This is a genomic window from Methylobacterium gregans, assembly GCF_022179245.1.
Lineage (GTDB): Bacteria > Pseudomonadota > Alphaproteobacteria > Rhizobiales > Beijerinckiaceae > Methylobacterium > Methylobacterium gregans.
The window spans coordinates 1-17,859 of record NZ_BPQM01000098.1 but is presented as its reverse complement, the minus strand read 5'-3'; the positions used below and the strand labels follow the sequence as shown (position 1 = coordinate 17,859).

The window sequence follows — 17,859 nt, the reverse complement described above, 5'->3', positions numbered from 1 at the left end:
GAGGCGGTCGCCGGCAACATCGTGGCGCTCTCCGAGAAGACCCAGGTGATCGGCGACATCATCGAGACGGTCAACGACATCTCGGAGCGCACGCACCTGCTGGCGCTGAACGCCGCCATCGAGGCGGCGGCGGCGGGCGAAGGGGGGCGCAGCTTCGCGGTGGTGGCCGCCGAGATGAAGCAGCTCGCCGACCAGGCCAAGGCGGCGACCGTGCAGGTGCGCGGCATCCTCGGCGAGATCCAGCGGGGCATCAACACCTCGGTCATGCTCACCGAGGAGGCGGTCAAGCGCGCCGCCACCGGCAAGACCCGCTCCGACACGACGCATCGCACGATCGAGGAGATCTCGGCCCGGGTGGAGGAGAACGTCCAGACCTTCCAGCAGATCGTGGCCTCCACGAACCAGCAGCAGCTCGGCATCGAGCAGGTGATGGGCGCGCTCCAGAACATCCGGCAGGCGAGCCAGCAGACGGCGGCCGGCACCCGCGAGGTCGAGGCGGCCTCCGCCAACCTCACGGAGCTGGCCCAGGCCCTGATGGCGCTCGCCGAGCGCTACCGGGTCTGAGGCCTTTCGTTACGGGTCGGCCTCCCGCACGATCCGCACGCCAACGCGAAGGCTCGGCACAAGCGCGAGATCCACGTCATGTCGGGTTCAGTACAAGGCGACATCGTTTGAGCGCGATCTCGTCGCGATCGACTGCTTCTTCCCAAGCACGCGCACGTGCTCGGCTTGTGACGTCATCGGTCCGAAGCGGGTGCTTCACGTGCAGACGTGGACCCGTGATGCCTGAGGCGTCAGCCACGACCGCGATGGGAACGCGTCGCGGAACATCCTGGCCGCGGGGCTCGCTGTCAGGACCGGGTCGTATTCCCGGCGATCGCCTGTGGAGGGGACGTCAGGCGTGCTGGGCTTGGTCTGGTGCGCAAGAGCAGCGCGCTCTTGCCGGAGCTCTGAGCGGATGGCGCTCGCACTCGGCGCTCGAAGCCAAGAGGCCGCCGGCGAAGCCGTCCCGACGCCTCGCCAGCCGGCGCAGGAGCCGGACGCAATCAGGTCACGGCGCGGCACGCGCGCGATCACGCGGTGCCTCTGACGTTGCTGCGGCAGGATCGTGCACCAGCGCACTTCCGGACAAGGCCGGAACATGGCTTGAGGGGACGAGATTGTCACTGGACGCCTGAGTTCAGGCCTTGAGCGCTTCCTTTCCCCACGGCGAGAGCGCCCGAATCCCCTCGGCAGGCATAGGCCGGTTCAGGTGGTAGCCCTGTGCGTAGTCGACCCCTTCCTTGGCCGCGACCAGAAGTTGCTCAGGGGTCTCGACACCTTCGATGATCGTCTCGCATCCGGTGCCTCGCACGAGGTCGACGATGTTCTTCAGCATCTGCGCGCCCCGGGGCGCAGAGCTAGCGTGCAGAAAGGAGCGGTCGATCTTGACCGCGTCGAAAGTGATTTCGCGGATGCAGGACAATCCAGCGAAGCCGGTGCCGAAATCATCGAGCCAAACCTCGACACCCATGGAGTGAAGCTCGCGGATGCTCTTGATGGCCTCCGTCTTGCCTTCGATCTTCAAGCCTTCTGTGATCTCCAAGACAAGACGGCGGGGAGACACGTTGGCCTCCGCCAAGATAGCCGCTACGGCAAGGCCGAAGCCTGGCGATTGCAACTGCACGACGGACACGTTGACACTGACCTTCGGAACGTGACCGTCGGTCAGAAGCTCCTCGCACGCCGTCCTGATCGCCCACAACCCGAGCGGCAGGATCAACCCCATGCGTTCAGCTATGGGAATGAATACGTCCGGCGCGACACTTTTGCCGTCCGATCCTGTAAGCCGCATCAGCGCTTCGACGGCTTCGATCCTCCGCGAGGTGATGTTGTAGATCGGCTGATAGACGAGCGATACGCGCTTCGCAGCCAATGCCGTCCTTAGAAGTTCGGCGATACTATCGTCAAGGTCCAGCTGGTTCGGTTCGCCACGGTCGTAGATCTTCACGCAGTTTCGGCTGCTCCGCTTCGCGTTGTAGAGGGCTCGGTCAGCCTCGGTGACGAGACGCTCCGCCTTCGTTCCCAGGACGTCCTGGCTGAGCGCCACTCCAATGCTGACCGTGACCCCATAGGCGTCATCCGGTCGCTGTTCATGAGGCATCTGGAGATCCTCAACCGCACAGCGGATGCTTTCAGCGATCGCTGCGACTTGAGCGCGGCTCTGCGACGGTGCAAGCAGGATGAACTCCTCGCCGCCGAAGCGACCGATCGAGCAGGCGAGGTTCTCGACCGCGCCTTCCATCGCACACGCGATAGCCTTGAGGCATCGGTCGCCTTCTTGGTGACCGTACTGATCATTGTAGCGCTTGAAATAATCCACATCGATCAGGATGACAGCGAAGCCGGCCGAATCGGCGCACCAAGCCTTCCAATAGGAACGGAGCTCCTCGTCAATCGCGCGCCGGTTCACGAGGCCCGTGAGCGCGTCCGTGGTCGAGAGGCGAAGCAAGGCAGCGCCGCGCTCGAGCGCTTCGGCTTGTCGATGCTCAGCGAAGATAGCGTTCAGAAATACGCGGTAGCGCTCGTCGTTGAGGCTGAGGTTGACGTACAAGGTGATGACATATGTCGAGATCTGGAGAACTCCGACCGCGACGATATAGCTCAAGTTTTGATTGTGGCCTGCGAAGATGTTCACTAGAGATATGACCAGTATGGCTGTCGACGAAATTGCGGCAACCGAGGGCCGAAAGTTAAAAAATACATTTTGGCCGATCATAAATATGACACTGTAAGTCGTATAATATGAGCGGATCAGCTCGTATTCGCTCGTGTTCGCGATGAGGAGCCATGTTGCATAAGCTATCACAATCGCCGCCGCACACTGGCACTCCATAAAAAGCATACCAGCGCCAAGTCTATATTGCAGCTCTGTGCCGACCGCGAAAAGCGAGCTGATGACCACCCGAGCCACGATGCTCGTCGCGGCCACATCTGGAAGCAGGATGACGTCGGTTAACGAGAACAACAGATATGCGAAAGCTGCAAGATGAGCGGCGATCCTCGCGCGCTGGCGCTGCGAGGCCTCTCGACGATTGTCGTAGAGGGCGTCAAGTTGCGGGGATCGCCGTGTGCTCCAGCGCCTATTCAGCTCGGCACAAATCTGATCCGGAAGGGCTGCTGACATAGACGTGTCCGTGTGCCGGTCGGCGAAGGCCATCGGAAGTCTCGAAGGATAGAGCCCCGTGCTGCTGGACCTCGATGCCGACCGAGTGCGCACGAAACCTGCCCGACAGGCGTTCACAGACGGTTAGCGGCCAGGCGGGCGCGCGAGTGAGGTGCCACCTCCGCTGCAAGTCCGTGCGGCGCTGACGGATCCGTATCGGTGCCTCTGCACCGGGGCGGCTGCCACTGGGGCTGCTGTTGAGCTCAGCCCTCCAACAGGTGGCGACACATGTCGGTGAGAGACCGCGCCGCGACGGCACCCATCGCTCAGAGCGGGCCGGAAATGTCAAGCGCAAATTGGTCGGAACAGCTCGGCTGCTGTGGATGGCAGCGGAAAGGTGCGGCGAGACGTGCGAAGCACATCCCTGTTGCCGATCTGCAACTGCATCAATCTTATAGTTAAGCTTAAGATGCCGGTAACCCTAAAGCGGAGCCGGTCGTGGACCAGTTGCAGGCGATTCTCTCACACGCTCATGCCCAGTTCACCGCCGATCCAAGCACTGAGGTCATCGACCGGCTAGCCCAGGAGCTTGGAACGACCTTCGACCATGCAGCCATGACTGGCGAGCTGGAGGCGTTCCAGGCCTTGTGCCGCGCGCACCCGCTCTCCGACCTGCTGATGCTCGATCCGTACTCGCGCCGGGCGGTCGACAAGCCGCGGGGCTACGCCGGCGATGCGGTCATGCTCGACTACATCTATCGGCCGAGCCGCTCATCCTTGGATGGCCTCGCGAGTATTGTGCACAGTGCCACAACCTCCCTGCCGAACGCCAAGAGTATCCTCTGGCGCAGGGACTATATCGCGACGATGATCTACAATTGCATGCGCAAGAAGGAATGCCCCGAAGTCATGTCGGTGGCCTCTGGACACATGCGAGAGCTCGACGCACTCAGGGATATGACGGCGGACACGAACGTTACGATTACCGCGTTGGATCAGGATCCTGAGTCCATCCGGGAGGCGAAGCAGACCTACCACGAGTTCAACATCCTCGCTCGACCGAAGAGTGTCACGTCTTTGCTACGGAAGACTGGCGGCAGCGAACGCTTCGACCTTATCTATTCTGCCGGATTGTTCGATTATCTTTCAAATGCGCTGGCGACCTCGCTTATTAAGGCGATGTACGCGCAGCTCAAGCCAGGCGGGTTCTTGTCCGTTGGCAATTTTACCTGCGACAGCCATGGCCGTGGCTTCATGGCTGGCTTCATGGACTGGCGTCTGATCTATCGAAACGAGGAGCAGATGCGTGCCTTGGCCGACGCAGCCTGTCCGAAGGCTTCACAGCGCATATTCCGAGATCAGCCCGGAAACGTTGTCTACCTCGAACTTTTTGCCGAGTGACGAAGCCACTGCCTCGCCTCATTGCCCACTGAGCGACCTTTGTCCGCGGAACGATCTCTCCCGCTCCTGCCTCACTTGGAGCTTCCAAGCTGTTCGATCCCTGAATCGGATTGGAGGAGGGAGCCGTAGGAGGGGTTCACTCCAGCGTTCCTCGGACGGAGCGAATTGCGTGGCATCGTGAGCTTGGCCCACGAGCGGCTTGCTTCGAGCGTAGGTGTACCGAAGCGCGCACTGCTTGCCCCCTCCGAAAGCCCGTGCTCTCCGCAGCCGCTACGGTTCCGTAGCGTGCGCGGCGGGCATGCGCCGTACCTTCGGAACCACCGGCTGGCGGACGGGTCCTCGCAGTGACGTAGCGGGGTACGGCACACAGGCGGGGCGGCTCGCAACCACACCGGGCTCCAGCAGTGCATCGAAGCCTATTGACGACGCATCATGCAGAGCTACGCGCAGCAGACGGGCGAACTCGAAGACTGCCGCGCCGCCGACTCTGAGGGTCTCAAGCGCTGGTCGTTCACCGCCTTGCAGCAGGTGCTGCGCCGGCTCCAGCAATCCTACGCCGTCTTTTCCCGCGTTTCCGCGCCGCGGCCCGCTACCATGCTGCTACGTTCCGGTTCGGCGACGGGATGACGGTGAAGAAAGACTGCCGCCTTGGCATCGTTGGCGGGCCTGGCGGCATCAAAGCCGTCTGGCATCGCGAACCACCGGAAGACGCGACGATCGCGACTGCCATCGTCACGCCTCTCCGGCGAGGCCTGTGGAGGGGACGTCAGGCGTGCTCGACTTGGGTCTGGTGCGCATCGTCGCCAAACGCGTCATCACAGCCCCTGCCGTAGCGGCACAACCGCGACCGGAGCTTTCACGCTACGGCACGCCGACGCCGGCGGTGATGTTTCCAGCTCCGGATATGGGAAACCTGACCTCACACATTTGCCGGGAGAGGTGGTGCACGATTCGTGTACATGGGCTGGCATAAAAAACTCGCTCCGCGTGAGTGTCCGGCGCATTCTCCTGCGAATCGCTTGCAGTGTTCGCAGGATGTGGTCTCCTGTTTGAGCACAAGGAGAGCAGCGTTCCATGCCCAGTTTGCTTCGATTCGCATCGCGAGAGCTTCACCAGGAGGATCGCGGCGCGTCCGCGATCGAGTACAGCCTGATCGCCGGCATCGTCGCACTTGGTCTCGTCGGGTCGCTCGCGGCGACCAGAACCAGCCTGAGCGGCGTGTTGACCAGGACGACGACGAGCATGGCGTCGGGCGGGGTCGCCTCAGCCGGCCCTCAGCAAGGCAGTCCCTACGATTTCGCGGCCAAGACGTTGTCCAATCGGACCACCGTCGCGGGTTCGGGTCCGAACGGGATCCAGACCTATTCCTATACCTTCAGTGACGGATCCACGCTCTCGTACAGCCCGGCCTACGTCAGCTCATCCGATGGTAAGCAATACGAGATCGCGTTCATCAAGGATCCCGCCGTGAACGGTGGCGCAACCTACAATTACGTCCACGCGCTCGACGGATCGATGCCCGACACGATCTACATGACAGGCGTGTCGGACCGATCGACGCTCTCGTACGCCTCAAGCACGACCTATCTCGGAAGCGACGGTTCCGCCGCTGTGACGACGGGCCGGCGCAGCATGGAAGACGACACGTGGATCGGCACACCGACCGTGTCGGCTGGGCAAGCCAGCGGCTGGAACTTCGTAACCGATATGGTCGGCTACGCGCGCAGCCTTCGGTGAACCGGCTCTCCGTCATCCGGGGGTGGTGAAGGGATAGAACAGAGCGGCCTCCACATCGGCTTTCGAGCTTGATAGTAGCTCGTCACGAAGAGCTTGTTGAGGCGCAACAGGACAATGCCGGGGGCAAGGACGCACGATCTCAATAAAACTCTCAAGAAAATATACCGACAACGATATGACGCAGTTCAGCATCGACGGCGGCGAGCCGATGCTTTCCGCAATCGAAGCAGAACAGGAGTTGATGATGACCGAAACATAACCGACGCGATCACCGGGTAACGCCCGACTGACACTCGGACGTCCCCGGTGACGCTTTCCTCGCCGACACCACTATCGAGAGCTGTCGGCCATCCACCTTGAGACAGGCTGGGATGCAATAATGGACCGTCGTGACTCCACGGCGGTTCATCACGACCTCAGAGGTGACATGCCGACAGCAGCGATACAAGAGGCTCCAGCGACGTCACCCCTGAGTCAGAGTGAATCAGGGGCCAGCAAGCACGTGAGGGCGCGGCGGGTGGAGAACACCCTCCGCCTCTGGGCGTTCCCTAACCAGCACGGGCACCAGTCCCTGTCCGAGGCCGCCGTCGCCTACCAGTTCATAGGCAAGGCGAAGGAGCCCTGATCTCTGAGTTGCCCAGTCGTTGGCGGAGCGGGACGGGCGATCCCAGCGTCGCTGCTGACCCTATCGTCAGGGGCTTCGAGCCTACAAGCCGTCGACAATCCTCAACATCGTGCCGCCGCCCCGCGGCTATTGAGCGACGGTGGAGCGACACGTCCGACGATAGGTTGGTCCAGCCGCTCCCGTTCGGACATAGCACGTTGTACGCCGGCCTCATCCCGCCTCATCCTTTCGAGGAAGGCCCAGGGTCATTGCCCATTCACACATTTTGGCGCAGACAGGAACGCAACGTTTCCTTGCGTTTTGATCCGCGCAAGCCTACGTCGGCAGGATGCCCATCATGAACCAGACCCATATCGGCCAGCGGGTAAAGGCCCTGCGCGAAGCGCGCGGCATGAAGCAGGACGATCTGAAGGATCTGCTCGGACTCAACAGCCGACAGAGTGTCGCGCAAATCGAGGCCGGCATCCGCCGCCTCACGGCTCAGGAACTCATCACGCTTCTCAAGCACTTCGGCGAGTCCCTGGAGCGCCTGACGAACCCGTTCCTGCTCATGGGCAAGAGCGCGTTCTCCTGGCGTCAGTGCGGCGTATCGCAGGACCAGCTCAGCGCGTTCGAGGACCGGGCCGGCGAGTGGATTGGGGCCTACCGGTCTCTGAGCGGCCTCGGCTCCGCGCGGTTGTCCAAGTTCCTCCCCAATACCCGCCTGACCTACACCAGCGCTTTCGAGGACGCTGCGCGCGTCGGCGAGGTCGTCGCCGCGGAGATGGAACTCGGCGAGCGGCCGGCATTCCAGCTTGCCCAAGTGATGGAGAGCAAGCTCGACATTCTCGTCCTGATGGTCGACGCAGCCGCGGGGATCTCTGGCGCAGCCTGCCAGCTGCCGGAACTGAACGCCGTTCTGATCAACCGCAACGAGAGCTTTGCGCGCCGGAATTCCGACCTCGCGCACGAGTTCTTCCACCTGCTGACCTGGAACGAGATGCGGCCGGCGCATGTGGAGTCTCCCGACGCCATCTGGGATGCGCCGCGCGTGCATCACACGCAGAAGGCCGATCGCAATCAGCGCATCGAGCAGCTGGCGGACAACTTTGCTTCCGGTCTTCTGCTGCCGAGCTGGAGCCTTGATCGGATCGGCAAGCCCCACGGCGACCTCGCGCAGTGGCTCACAGAGGCCGCCAAGTTCCTTGGCGTCTCGAGCCGGAACCTGAAGTGGCGCTTGGTGAACTCCAAGCGTTGTCCCGAGCTCGAAGCGGTTCGAGAGCTCGATCTCGTCGCGGCTGGGCGGGCCCAGGCCGCCGCCCCTCGTCAAGAGGACAAGCCTCTCCTGTTCAGCCGACCGTTTATGACGACGATCGTCAAGGCCGTGGAGCAAGGCCACCTGTCCGGACGACGCGCTGCCGCGCTCCTTGGAATGGAGCGCGATGTGATCGGCGACCTGTGCGAGGCCTACGGGCTGCAACGCCCCGTCGAACTCGGAGGACGTTGCATCGTGGAGACAGCCACCGCTTGATCTCTCGACAGACGCCCATCCTCCTCGACGCCAACGCGATCACGGCCTGCCACGAATACGGGTGCTGGCGGGCAATATCCGTTAAGGTCGGTGCGCGTGGGCCGTCAGGCTGCCGGCTTGCCGGCTGGCACAGCGGAGAACTCGCTCGCAACCGCTTCGTGCACGCGCTGCAGCCACTCTTCCGCTGTCCGCGTACGCTCTTCGGCGGCTTCGGCACGCTCCTCAGCAGCCCGGATCCGGGCTTCCGCGCGTGCTTCTGCGCTGGAGGCACGGGCCTCGGCGGCCCGAACTCTCTCGGCAGCGGCTGCGACGTCCTCGCGCACGCGCTCCAGCAATTCCTCGACACGCTGCTCCTGCTCACGAGCCTGGATCTCGACCTCGCGCGCACGATTGGCAGCGGCACGCACACGCTCGATCAGGGCAGACCAATCCTGCGCTGATGCTGGGGCCGGGCTGAGCGAGCGATCATCGAGGGAGGAGCCAAGGCTGCGCAGGACGCTGGTCAGAGGAGGGCGGGAAGCTGCAGCTGCCGACAGAACGCGAGCTTGGTTCTCAACCTCCCCAAGGCGATCCAGCTGCTGCTTCTTGACAAGATCCATTTTCCGAGTCTTCCGCATGTTCGGCCGAGCACTAGAAGCGCTGCAAGGCTGCCTCGTACGGTTAATCTTCCCTAAATTTGTAGAAGAGCAAGAGGCTCCGGGCCGAGTCGATTGCCTCGACGCACGATCCTTTCCTGTGTCGCGCCAAAGGCACACAACATACATTGCTAGCCTCAGTTCGCCAGGTGACCTTTGCTCACGAGGCACTGCGCCCTTCCTGCGTGTCGCTAGGCTGACAGACCATCGCGTCGGATGCAGGATGAAAGTCAGCTGTCGTGTAGAGTGCCGATCCAGTGTGCAAAGTCTGACGCTTGGCACCCTGTCGCGCGCTCCGCAACGGGTAGAACGCGGGCATCCCGCCAGATAGCCGCCAGGGCCCACATTCCAATAAGCGGACCTAATCAGATGTTGCAGGTAGCACCGTGCACAGGTCTCGAACGCGCCTACTGCGTCAGCAGCAGCTTGCCCGATATCGGCCCGACGCCCTTTGGTACCGGTACGCTGGTCTGGTCGTAGTTCGCGTTGAGGTAGAGGTTCGGTCCCTCGTAGAGGTTGACCTGCTGAGCCACCACAACCGTGTAGGCCGACTGGTCCGCTACAGGGCGCTTGGCATCGATCACGAGGCGGCCCGATGGCAAATAGATGGTGCCCAGCATGGTGCGGGCATTGTCGCTGATGATGCGATAGGTCCGCATCGCCTTGCTCTGCGCGAGCGGGGGCGGTGTCGGTGCGATGGTGTCACCGTAATCGACCTCGACCACGTCGGTCGGATCGAGCGGCGTTCCAACCGCACGCTCCTCCATCATCAGGAGGCCTGCCATCGTACCAGTCGTCGGTGCGGTGAGGCTGATGGTGGTCTTCTTGTCGAAGACAAGCCCGCTCTTGTCGCCTTTGAAGTAGAAGGCCACATCCGTACCCTTCATCGTGGCGTTTTTGTCCACGATAAGTGGGCCGTCCTGCATCACGTAGGTGCCGCCGCGTAGCATTACGACCGCATCCTTCGTAATGTGGAGGCCGCCGCAGTATGTCCCGGGCTCAAGCGTCACGCTCTGGTCGATCTCGTTCGTGGGCGTGTTAGGCTTCTGCTTTGGCGGCTTCTTCGCGGAGGCCGGCAGCGTTACACAATCGCCGACCGTCGGGGCGGGGCGGTCCTTCAGCGGATCCTCGATCACGGGGCAGCCAGTCTGGGGTGGGGGCGCGAAGTTCGCCCGCAGGCCGAGATAGCCGCCCGCCGAGCAGATCGTGTCGGCCCGCGCGATCGCGTTGTCGCCGCCGACCATCCCGGAGACGTTGGCCGAGTTCGCGTAGAGCGAGCAGGCGTTGGCTGTGACCTGCGCGTTCTTCTGCAGGTTGAAGGCACCCATCGCCGAGGGGTCCAGGGTGAGCATGCAGAGCCGCATCCGGCCCACGACGTTCACCCGCGCCTGCGCCGCGATGGTCTGCGTGCCGAGCCCGATGAGGCCGCCGAAGGCCAGCTTCACCGTCTCCTCGGCGCGGGCGAACACGCTGGTCCTCTCCGCCGGCACCTCGATGCTCAGGTTGAGGGTGCGGTCCGGCGGGATCTTGGCAGCGTCGCGGATCGTCTGCTCGGTCACGCCCCGGACCGAGTCTGTGCTGGAGGCGGCGAGCTTCAGCGCGTTGCCGCCGGCCAGCACGCCGGCATCGACTGCGTTCTGAAGCTGGCTGCGGCGAGCGTTGAGACGGGCGTAATCGATGCCGCCGCCCACAAACCCCACCAGCACCGTGGCACTCAGGGCGAAGATGACGGTTACGCCTCCCCGGCGGTCACCGCGCAAGGGCTTGAGGTGACCCGAGACGGCTGCGCGCATCCTCTCCATCCACGTACTGTTGGGGTTCGACGCCTTGGAACTGAGCCGAACGGACGGCTCCGTTTGGTTCAACTAGTTCAGGCAAGCAATACAACGTGGGGTTAAATCTCCGACAGTTCAGCGTCGTCTTGGGCGGGAGACTGGCCGTTCTCCACCGGTTGCTGGGGAATGATGAAAGGAACCGCCGCGCCGCGAAGCGACTGCTCGGTTTCAAGCGGCGACGGGAACTGCCGAGCCGTCTCCTTGTGAATGCAGTGTAGCCTCGATCTGCGGCCAGCGGCTCAGGAAGGCCGTGACCACCGCCGGGTCGAAGTGCGCGCCGGCGTTCTCGATCAGGTGCTGGCGGGCGCGCTCGAGCGGCCACGCCTGCTTGTAGGGGCGCTCGGTCGTAAGCGCGTCGAAAACATCCGCCACCGCCACGATGCGGCCGGACATCGGGATGGCCTCGCCGGCGAGCCGGTGCGGGTAGCCTTCTCCGTCCCAGCGCTCGTGGTGGCTCGCCGCGATCTCAGCGGCGAGGCGCATGACCGGTGAGGCGCTGCCGCCGAGGATGCGCCGGCCGCGCTCCGCATGCGTCTCCATCGTGCGCCGTTCCTCGGGCGTCAGCGGCCCCGACTTGAGCAGGATGGCGTCGGGCACGGCGATCTTGCCCACGTCGTGCATGGTCGCGGCCAGAGCGAGGTGCCGGCACTCGGCAGGTGACATGCCCATCGCTTCGGCGATCAGCCCGACATAGGCGGAGACCCGGGCGATGTGGTCGCCGGTGTCCGCGTCGCGATGCTCTGCGGCGCGCATCAGCGTCGAGACGATCTCGCGCTCCCTCTCCTCGACGAGTGCGACCGCCGCAGCGACCTGCCGGCCGAGCTGCGCGGCGTGGTCGCGCTGCTGCCGGTGCGCCTCGGAGAGGGCGAGCAGGTTCGTGACGCGGGCGCGGATCTCAACCGCGTCGGTGGGCTTGGTAAGGAAGTCTGTGGCACCCGCCTCCAGCGCCTCGCGGCGCAGGCTCCGCTGGTCGTGGCTCGTCACCATGACGGTGGGAACGTGCGCCAGACCGGGGATGCGTCGTACCGCCCGGATGAACGCGATGCCGTCCATGCCCGGCATCTCGTAGTCGGTGATCACGACCCCGATCTCGGCGGCGCGAGCCTGCGCGAAGGCGAGCGCCTCGGCCGGCACGGTGAAGTCGTGCGGCACGCACCCGGCGAGGGGCCGCAGGGAGGCCACCATCACCAGGTTGTTCATCTCGGCGTCGTCGAGGACGAGAGCCAGCATCAACGGTGTCCCAGGCCTGTTCAGCCCCCTACGTGCTGGTCGCTCTAACGGCGGCCCTCACGAACCTCGTCAGGATCGCAAAGTCGGGTTGCTGAGAACTGAATCCGCCTCGGTTGTCATCCTGAAAAACATGAGCCATCGCGAGAGGGTGTTAGCAAAGTCCTGATCGGATCACGGAAGGCAGCATCCTGCTCCCGCCTGGGCAGGGCGGCATGTCCGGAAGACACCGGAGAGCGGATGCTCCCGCCGCAGACCTCAGAGGCCTCTCTGGATCGATTTTGTTGAAAAACTCGGGATTGAATGGAGGCAGTACCGCCGACAGGGCTGACCGAAGAAGGGTTTGCTATCGTACCGCTCAGAACTCGCCACATTTGCGGGACCAAGTCGCCAATTAGAGATGAAAGTTCTACGAAGCTTTGCCTTGAATGACGCTGGAGGCGCGGTCTCGCAGTTTTTCAACAAAATCGATCGAAAGCGGCCACTCGCGGCGGGTATCAAGCGGCAGATTCGGACCACAAGGTGACTTAGGCCGCCACCTGCTCAGTTCGCGCTGGGCTTGCTGGGTTGCGGATAGACGGGTTTTGCACTCGGAACCATGGCGCTGTTGGTCGACGACGGCGTGTTGCTGCTCCCGCTCTCCGAACCCGTGACCTGCTTGCGCGATGCGTCTTGGCTCTGCTTCGCGTAGTCGGAATCAGAGTTGCCGCCCTGCCACATCATCTGCCCCGCCAAAGCTGCGAGCATGAGCCCCACGCTTAAGTTCAGGACGATCAGCACCGGCTGGCCGCGTTTGCCGGGCCGACCCTCCTGCCCCGAAAGTTGATTGGCCATCGGCGTTGCCCTCCGCACTCCTTCCCACATCCAACAAACGGTTGGCCCCACGACAGGGTCTCGCCCGGTGGCGTCAACGGAGCTCATTCAGGACTTGCCGTTGATCGAGGGTTTGACGGCTCGGGGCCTTTTCGCCTCGATCCTAGGTCGCGACGCTCCGATGGAATCCTACGCGTCGCAGCATTGGGGCGCGGTTCGCTAGCCACCTGTCAGCCGGTTCCGTAAGGCCTTGCCCGGCCTGAACCGAATCACAGCCTTGTCCCGAAGCGCGACAACTGCCTGAGTTCGCGGGTTGCGGCCCAGTCGAGCTTCCCGACGCTTCACGGCGAACGATCCGAAGTCTCGGAGCTCGACACGATCACCAGCCGTCAGCGCCTCCTCGATGCGGCCAAGGATAGCACTTAGAACAAACTCCACGTCCTTCGAACGAAGGTGCGGATAAAGCACAGCGAGACGCGCGGCGAGTTCGGATCGCGTCATCGAACATCCTCGAAACCTCGGCCTTGCGGCACAAGCGCGAGCATGTCCACACACGGGAAACGGACGGACGCGGCCACGGAGGGCGGCGTTCCCCGTGGCGTGACGAGGCCGGCGCGAAAGCGGCGCTGGGCGTCGATCGCATCTGCGCTGTTCTTGCTCGCAGCTTGCGGTCGGGTAACCGACCTAACCAATTTGTGCCAACGCTCTGCTCGCGCGACCAGTTGAAGGCGCGCAATCGAGCGCCATCGTGAGGCAGGCATCACCGTGCACGGCACTCTTAACTTTGAAGGGCATGGAATAGGTAGTAGCCACTCAGCCGACTTGCCTCTCGTGCCATCTCTGATTGGAAGTCCTTCAAGTACGGATCGGCAGTTCGAACAGTGCCACGAAACGCCCAGACCTCATCTTGGATGAAGCTTGGCACAGGCCGCCCCTGAGGCACGGCACAGCACAAGCCCGGCTCTCGCTTGCGGCAGAAGACGTTGTAAGCCTCTGCAGCTGGCATCGCGCTCTCCGAGCTAAGGTGTGGGGCGCACGGTAGAGCAGGCAGGGTGGAGCCAGACAATAGCCTATGTAACTCTGTGGGGTGACGGAGTGTGCATGCACAGCCCCCGCAGACACATAGCCGTCCTGACGATTGTGTGAGGCTTTGGGGATTGATCCGCGTCAGCGCGCGCATCGTTACGCCCGACGATGAAGGGCAGCACCGACGGTCACCATCTCTTAGCGGAGATTGCGCCCGATGGCTGATGCGAGCGGCAAGCTCCTGTCGATCCCGCGTGGGACACTCCACAAGGCGATGTGCTGTCGCCGCGCAAGCGCCGCACGCGGAGGCACATGATGCTGACCGCACAATCTGTGGGGCAGAGACACGGCAGGATCGCCTCAGTTCGAGCACCCCAGCTTCGCTGGACGCGCCCCTTGTGCTTGGGATCACGACACCGATCTCACAGCTATGACCCAGGCCGGTCGCCAGCCGAGCGAAAAGGAATTCCGATGAGCACAGGTACCGTGAAGTGGTTCAATGAGACGAAGGGCTACGGTTTCATCCAGCCCGATGACGGCGGCGCGGACGTGTTCGTACACATCTCGGCTGTGGAGCGCGCCGGCATGCGCACCCTGGTCGAGGGCCAGAAAATCGCCTACGAGGTCGAGACGGATCGCCGCTCCGGCAAGGCGTCGGCAGGTCAGCTTCAGAGCGCCTGAGCTCTGCGGCGAGGACAAGCAGGGACTCATCCCGGGCTTTTCCGTCGTTGTCTGTTAATCATATGATCCCAATATGAGGATCATCCGGCGGCAGCCTCGCTGCGTGTCAGGAAGCGACCACGATGCCGAGGACGGTGACGCCGGATGTACGCGCATCGGTCTCCGCCATCCGTGGCCGTTGGCTTGCTGGGCTTGGCCATTCGGGTGAGAGTTGTCGCGTTTGCAGGCAGAGCCCTGGATGTCCGACACGCGCGCCATCGTCACAGCCAATCCGAATGACGGTCCTACCCTGCCCGTTGCTGTCCGGAGCCACCTCGGGCAACTGCTTGCGGCTGCTTATGCACAGTCGGATACCCCACTCTATCTGCCAGAGCGGTTAGACGAGCTGCTAGCGCAGCTTCGGCAGGTTTTGATCCGATCCGAGGATCGAGAAGCGGACGCCTTTCGGACTGGCCTGCTCGCCTCTGCACCAAGCCTGCGGCGCTTCGCGATGAGCCTGACGCGCGACTACACCGCTGCCGAAGACCTCGTGCAGGACACCTTGATGAAAGCGTGGCGGCCACAAAGGCAGTTCGAAGCTGGCACGAACCTCGACGCGTGGCTGTTCACGATCCTGCGCAACCAGTTCTACGCGGGCGCTCGCAGGAGCTGGCGCGAAGTCTCCGGCACCGACGGCGCGCTTGGTGCCCGGCTCACGAGCGCGCCGGAGCAGATGGGTCATCTCGATCTCAAGGACGCGCAGGCCGCTCTGTCTCGACTTTCAGCAGACATGCGCGAGGCACTCCTGCTCGTGACTATCGAGGGCATGGACTATGAGCAGGCTGCTGCAGCGATGGGCTGCCAAGTTGGTACAATAAAGAGCCGCGTCTGTCGCGCCCGCCAGAAACTGGCTGCTCTGCTCGGCTACGACGGCAGCGAGGTGGGTGCTGATGGTGTAACGCTCTCAGCTATGGAGGCTCCTGCGGAGTAGCGTGGCCGATCACGCAGCTCCTATAGCGGACGCGAGGCGACCTGCTGCCGACTTGCGTAGCGTCGTACCCTTGGTCGCCGGTGTAGAGACTTCCCGACCTGCGAGCTGGCGAGTTGTCACCGATCAGTCCCTGAAGGTGAACGGCTGGCATATGGTCGAGCAGATCAACCGCGAGCAGCTGCAGCAGATCATCGCCGGCTTGAGCGATGGCGTCATCCTGATCGCATCCGACCAGAGGCTTACATACGCCAATGAGGCGGCGCTGGCCATGTATGGCGTCGCGCGGCTGGAGGATCTCGGTTCCGATATCGACGCCTTCCGCCACCGCTTCATCGTGCGGTACCGGGACCGTCAAGCTCACAAGGGTGAGCACCCTCCGATCGAGCGCGTCATGGCCGGGGAAGTCTTCCGCGACGTGCTCGTCGAGGTCGCCCGCGCGGACAGCGCCGGGCGCAGGCGCGTTCACCAGATCCGCAGCTTGGTCCTCAACAGCTCCGATGGCGTGCCGCACTGCCTCGTGCTGCTCCTCCAAGACGTCACGGACCGGTTCGAGGCCGAGAACCGCTTCGAGCGAGCCTTCGCGGCCAACCCGGCTCCCGCCGTCGTCTGCCGCTTGTCGGACCTGCGCTACGTCAAGGTCAACAAGGGCTTCCTAAACCTCACGGGCTTCGCGCGGGAGGAGGTTCTGGGAAGGACCGTGTACGAGGTCGACGTCCTGCGCGAGGCCGAGCGGCGTGACCGCGCGATGGCGCGCCTGCACGAGGGCCGCACCATCCCGCAGATGGAGGCCTGCCTGCGGGTGCCGGTCGACGCGGAGAAGCACGTCATCGTCGCAGGCCACCCCATCGAGATGCCGGGCGGCATCCCTTGCATGTTGTTCACCTTCGCCGACTTGGAGGACCGCACCAAGGCGGAGGCCGCACTCAGGCAGAGCGAGGAGCGGTTCGCGAAGGCCTTCCAACTCGCGCCGGTGCCGACAGCCCTCGTGCAGCTCGAAGGCTTCCGCCTCATCGCCGTGAACGATGCCTTCGCGGCGACTTTCGGATGCCGGGTCGAGGACGCAGAGCGCTTCCGGCCGACCGCCGCTGGGCTTTGGGCCGAAGCTGATGCCGAGCGCCGCTTTGCCCGTATCATTGCCGAGACCGGACGGGTGCGCGGCTTCGAGGCCCGGTTCCGCAGCAGCCGCAGCGAGGTGCTCGATTGCCTCGTCTCAGCCGAGCGGGTCACCATCGCGGCTGAGGATTGCACGCTCTGCAGCTTCCAGGACATCAGCGCGCGCAAGCGCTCAGAGAGCGAATTGGTGCAAGCAATCGAGGCGGTCATGGCCGACGCTTCTTGGTTCAGCCAGGAAGTCATCGAGCGACTGGCAACGCTGCGGCGGCCGCCTCCAGCGGATCGGCCGGCGGCCCAGTTCGACGGCTTCACGGCGCGGGAGCGCGAGGTGCTCGTGCTGATCGGACGCGGTGCGACAGACGAGGAAATCGGGTCCGCGCTCGGGCTGGCGCGCAACACCGTGCGCAACCACGTTGCGGCCATCTACCGGAAGCTCGGCGTCAATCGTCGAAGCGCCGTCGTCGTTTGGGCGCGCGAACGCGGGCTCGGCGATCCCAGCGAAACGGGAGCCAAGCGGCGCAAAATCAGTAGAAAGAAACCGGTCCATCCAGTGCAAAAAGACTAAGAAAAATCTTCCGGAACCGGTTGGTTATCAAGGGCTTAATGGGATGAGCGAGCCTGTGTGGCGCGCCAGTGAAGGCTCAGCTCACGGAGCGGTAATGCCCCTATGTCCGATAAGCCGTCACCCCAGCACGTGCGCGGATCGCTGAAGGAAGCGCTGGGAAAGATCACGGGCGATCCCGAAACAGAGGCACAGGGCCGGGCTGAGAAGCAGGCTGAGCGCAACTCGACAAAGAACCCAAGAAACCGTGGTCCGAGCAAGGCGACCCGCCAAACGTAAGAGGCTGCCCTCCCGCTGCCGTCACTTTGGCTGAGGCACACGCTGCTGGTCTCCCTCGTCTACGGCCAGGCGTTCCGAAGGTCCGCCCGAGCAAACCCCAACAGGAGGTCACGATGACCGATCATGCCATCCCGCTGGATGTACCGAGCTGTCCCGAGAAGCCATGGTGCGACCGGTGAACGGTCTACCCGATGACACTGCCGACGATGCCTCGGGCCGTCCAGAGCACGACCCGCGCAGCTCAGCGCGAGCGTCCGAGGTCGTCGACCGAGAAGTGGGGCCTGAAGCGGTCATTCCCGT

Annotated in this window: 14 protein-coding genes; 8 read left to right on the top strand and 6 right to left on the bottom strand. The window is 63.5% G+C overall.

The features are described from left to right. Positions 1-564 (top strand): methyl-accepting chemotaxis protein (locus tag MFF54_RS18870; RefSeq protein ID WP_238304359.1); only part of this gene is annotated, 564 nt, incomplete at its 5' end. A 616-nt stretch (positions 565-1,180) separates the two neighbouring features. Here the strand turns inward: MFF54_RS18870 and MFF54_RS18865 are convergent. After that, the gene (locus MFF54_RS18865; protein WP_238304358.1) at positions 1,181-3,199 is read right to left on the bottom strand and encodes a putative bifunctional diguanylate cyclase/phosphodiesterase; all 2,019 of its coding nucleotides are present in this window, start codon (positions 3,197-3,199) and stop codon (positions 1,181-1,183) included. Positions 3,200-3,643: 444 nt separating this feature from the next. Between MFF54_RS18865 and MFF54_RS18860 the strand changes: the two genes are divergently transcribed. The 4 genes from MFF54_RS18860 (at position 3,644) to MFF54_RS18845 (ending at position 8,418) form a co-directional block, all read left to right on the top strand. Next, on the top strand, positions 3,644-4,546 hold the full coding sequence (locus MFF54_RS18860) for a class I SAM-dependent methyltransferase (protein WP_238304357.1): 903 nt from the start codon (positions 3,644-3,646) through the stop codon (positions 4,544-4,546). A gap of 432 nt (positions 4,547-4,978) precedes the next feature. Beyond that, a complete protein-coding gene (locus tag MFF54_RS18855; protein WP_238304356.1) occupies positions 4,979-5,173 on the top strand; it encodes a hypothetical protein in 195 nt (64 codons plus the stop codon). A 447-nt stretch (positions 5,174-5,620) separates the two neighbouring features. After that, a complete protein-coding gene (locus tag MFF54_RS18850; protein ID WP_238304355.1) occupies positions 5,621-6,283 on the top strand; it encodes a Flp family type IVb pilin in 663 nt (220 codons plus the stop codon). A gap of 962 nt (positions 6,284-7,245) precedes the next feature. Further along, positions 7,246-8,418 carry an XRE family transcriptional regulator gene (locus MFF54_RS18845; RefSeq protein WP_238304354.1) on the top strand — a complete coding sequence of 391 codons (1,173 nt, stop codon included), beginning with the start codon at positions 7,246-7,248 and terminating at the stop codon, positions 8,416-8,418. 104 nt (positions 8,419-8,522) lie between these two features. Here MFF54_RS18845 and MFF54_RS18840 read toward each other — a convergent pair whose 3' ends face one another. From MFF54_RS18840 to MFF54_RS18820, 5 genes are all read right to left on the bottom strand, one after another. Next, entirely contained in the window at positions 8,523-9,017 is a 495-nt protein-coding gene (locus MFF54_RS18840) for a hypothetical protein (RefSeq protein ID WP_238304353.1), read from the bottom strand. A 443-nt stretch (positions 9,018-9,460) separates the two neighbouring features. Continuing rightward, entirely contained in the window at positions 9,461-10,846 is a 1,386-nt protein-coding gene (locus MFF54_RS18835; protein WP_238304352.1) for a Tad domain-containing protein, read from the bottom strand. A 210-nt stretch (positions 10,847-11,056) separates the two neighbouring features. Beyond that, complete coding sequence (locus MFF54_RS18830; protein WP_238304351.1) at positions 11,057-12,118, bottom strand: HD-GYP domain-containing protein; 1,062 nt, start codon at positions 12,116-12,118, stop codon at positions 11,057-11,059. Positions 12,119-12,658: 540 nt separating this feature from the next. Continuing rightward, on the bottom strand, positions 12,659-12,949 hold the full coding sequence (locus MFF54_RS18825) for a hypothetical protein (RefSeq protein WP_238304350.1): 291 nt from the start codon (positions 12,947-12,949) through the stop codon (positions 12,659-12,661). A 198-nt stretch (positions 12,950-13,147) separates the two neighbouring features. Then, positions 13,148-13,429, bottom strand: a complete 282-nt coding sequence (locus tag MFF54_RS18820) for an HU family DNA-binding protein (RefSeq protein WP_238304349.1) — start codon at positions 13,427-13,429, stop codon at positions 13,148-13,150. Between the two features lie 996 nt (positions 13,430-14,425). On the opposite strand from MFF54_RS18820, the gene MFF54_RS18815 reads away from it, so the two are divergent. The 3 genes from MFF54_RS18815 to MFF54_RS18805 all read left to right on the top strand — a co-directional run bounded on the left by MFF54_RS18815 (position 14,426) and on the right by MFF54_RS18805 (position 17,283). Further along, on the top strand, positions 14,426-14,635 hold the full coding sequence (locus MFF54_RS18815) for a cold-shock protein (RefSeq protein WP_238304348.1): 210 nt from the start codon (positions 14,426-14,428) through the stop codon (positions 14,633-14,635). A 238-nt stretch (positions 14,636-14,873) separates the two neighbouring features. After that, positions 14,874-15,605, top strand: coding sequence for a sigma-70 family RNA polymerase sigma factor (locus MFF54_RS18810; RefSeq protein WP_238304347.1), 732 nt, complete (start codon positions 14,874-14,876; stop codon positions 15,603-15,605). Between the two features lie 151 nt (positions 15,606-15,756). Next, complete coding sequence (locus MFF54_RS18805) at positions 15,757-17,283, top strand: helix-turn-helix transcriptional regulator (RefSeq protein ID WP_238304346.1); 1,527 nt, start codon at positions 15,757-15,759, stop codon at positions 17,281-17,283. Positions 17,284-17,859 lie beyond the last annotated feature (576 nt).

What these genes read in the sequence shown, in the direction of transcription:
- MFF54_RS18865 (WP_238304358.1), bottom strand. Translation starts at nt 3,199, where the DNA reads ATGGCCTTCGCCGACCGGCACACGGACACGTCTATGTCAGCAGCCCTT.
- MFF54_RS18855 (WP_238304356.1), top strand. Translation starts at nt 4,979, where the DNA reads ATGCAGAGCTACGCGCAGCAGACGGGCGAACTCGAAGACTGCCGCGCC.
- MFF54_RS18850 (WP_238304355.1), top strand. Translation starts at nt 5,621, where the DNA reads ATGCCCAGTTTGCTTCGATTCGCATCGCGAGAGCTTCACCAGGAGGAT.
- MFF54_RS18845 (WP_238304354.1), top strand. Translation starts at nt 7,246, where the DNA reads ATGAACCAGACCCATATCGGCCAGCGGGTAAAGGCCCTGCGCGAAGCG.
- MFF54_RS18840 (WP_238304353.1), bottom strand. Translation starts at nt 9,017, where the DNA reads ATGGATCTTGTCAAGAAGCAGCAGCTGGATCGCCTTGGGGAGGTTGAG.
- MFF54_RS18835 (WP_238304352.1), bottom strand. Translation starts at nt 10,846, where the DNA reads ATGCGCGCAGCCGTCTCGGGTCACCTCAAGCCCTTGCGCGGTGACCGC.
- MFF54_RS18830 (WP_238304351.1), bottom strand. Translation starts at nt 12,118, where the DNA reads ATGCTGGCTCTCGTCCTCGACGACGCCGAGATGAACAACCTGGTGATG.
- MFF54_RS18825 (WP_238304350.1), bottom strand. Translation starts at nt 12,949, where the DNA reads ATGGCCAATCAACTTTCGGGGCAGGAGGGTCGGCCCGGCAAACGCGGC.
- MFF54_RS18820 (WP_238304349.1), bottom strand. Translation starts at nt 13,429, where the DNA reads ATGACGCGATCCGAACTCGCCGCGCGTCTCGCTGTGCTTTATCCGCAC.
- MFF54_RS18815 (WP_238304348.1), top strand. Translation starts at nt 14,426, where the DNA reads ATGAGCACAGGTACCGTGAAGTGGTTCAATGAGACGAAGGGCTACGGT.
- MFF54_RS18810 (WP_238304347.1), top strand. Translation starts at nt 14,874, where the DNA reads ATGTCCGACACGCGCGCCATCGTCACAGCCAATCCGAATGACGGTCCT.
- MFF54_RS18805 (WP_238304346.1), top strand. Translation starts at nt 15,757, where the DNA reads ATGGTCGAGCAGATCAACCGCGAGCAGCTGCAGCAGATCATCGCCGGC.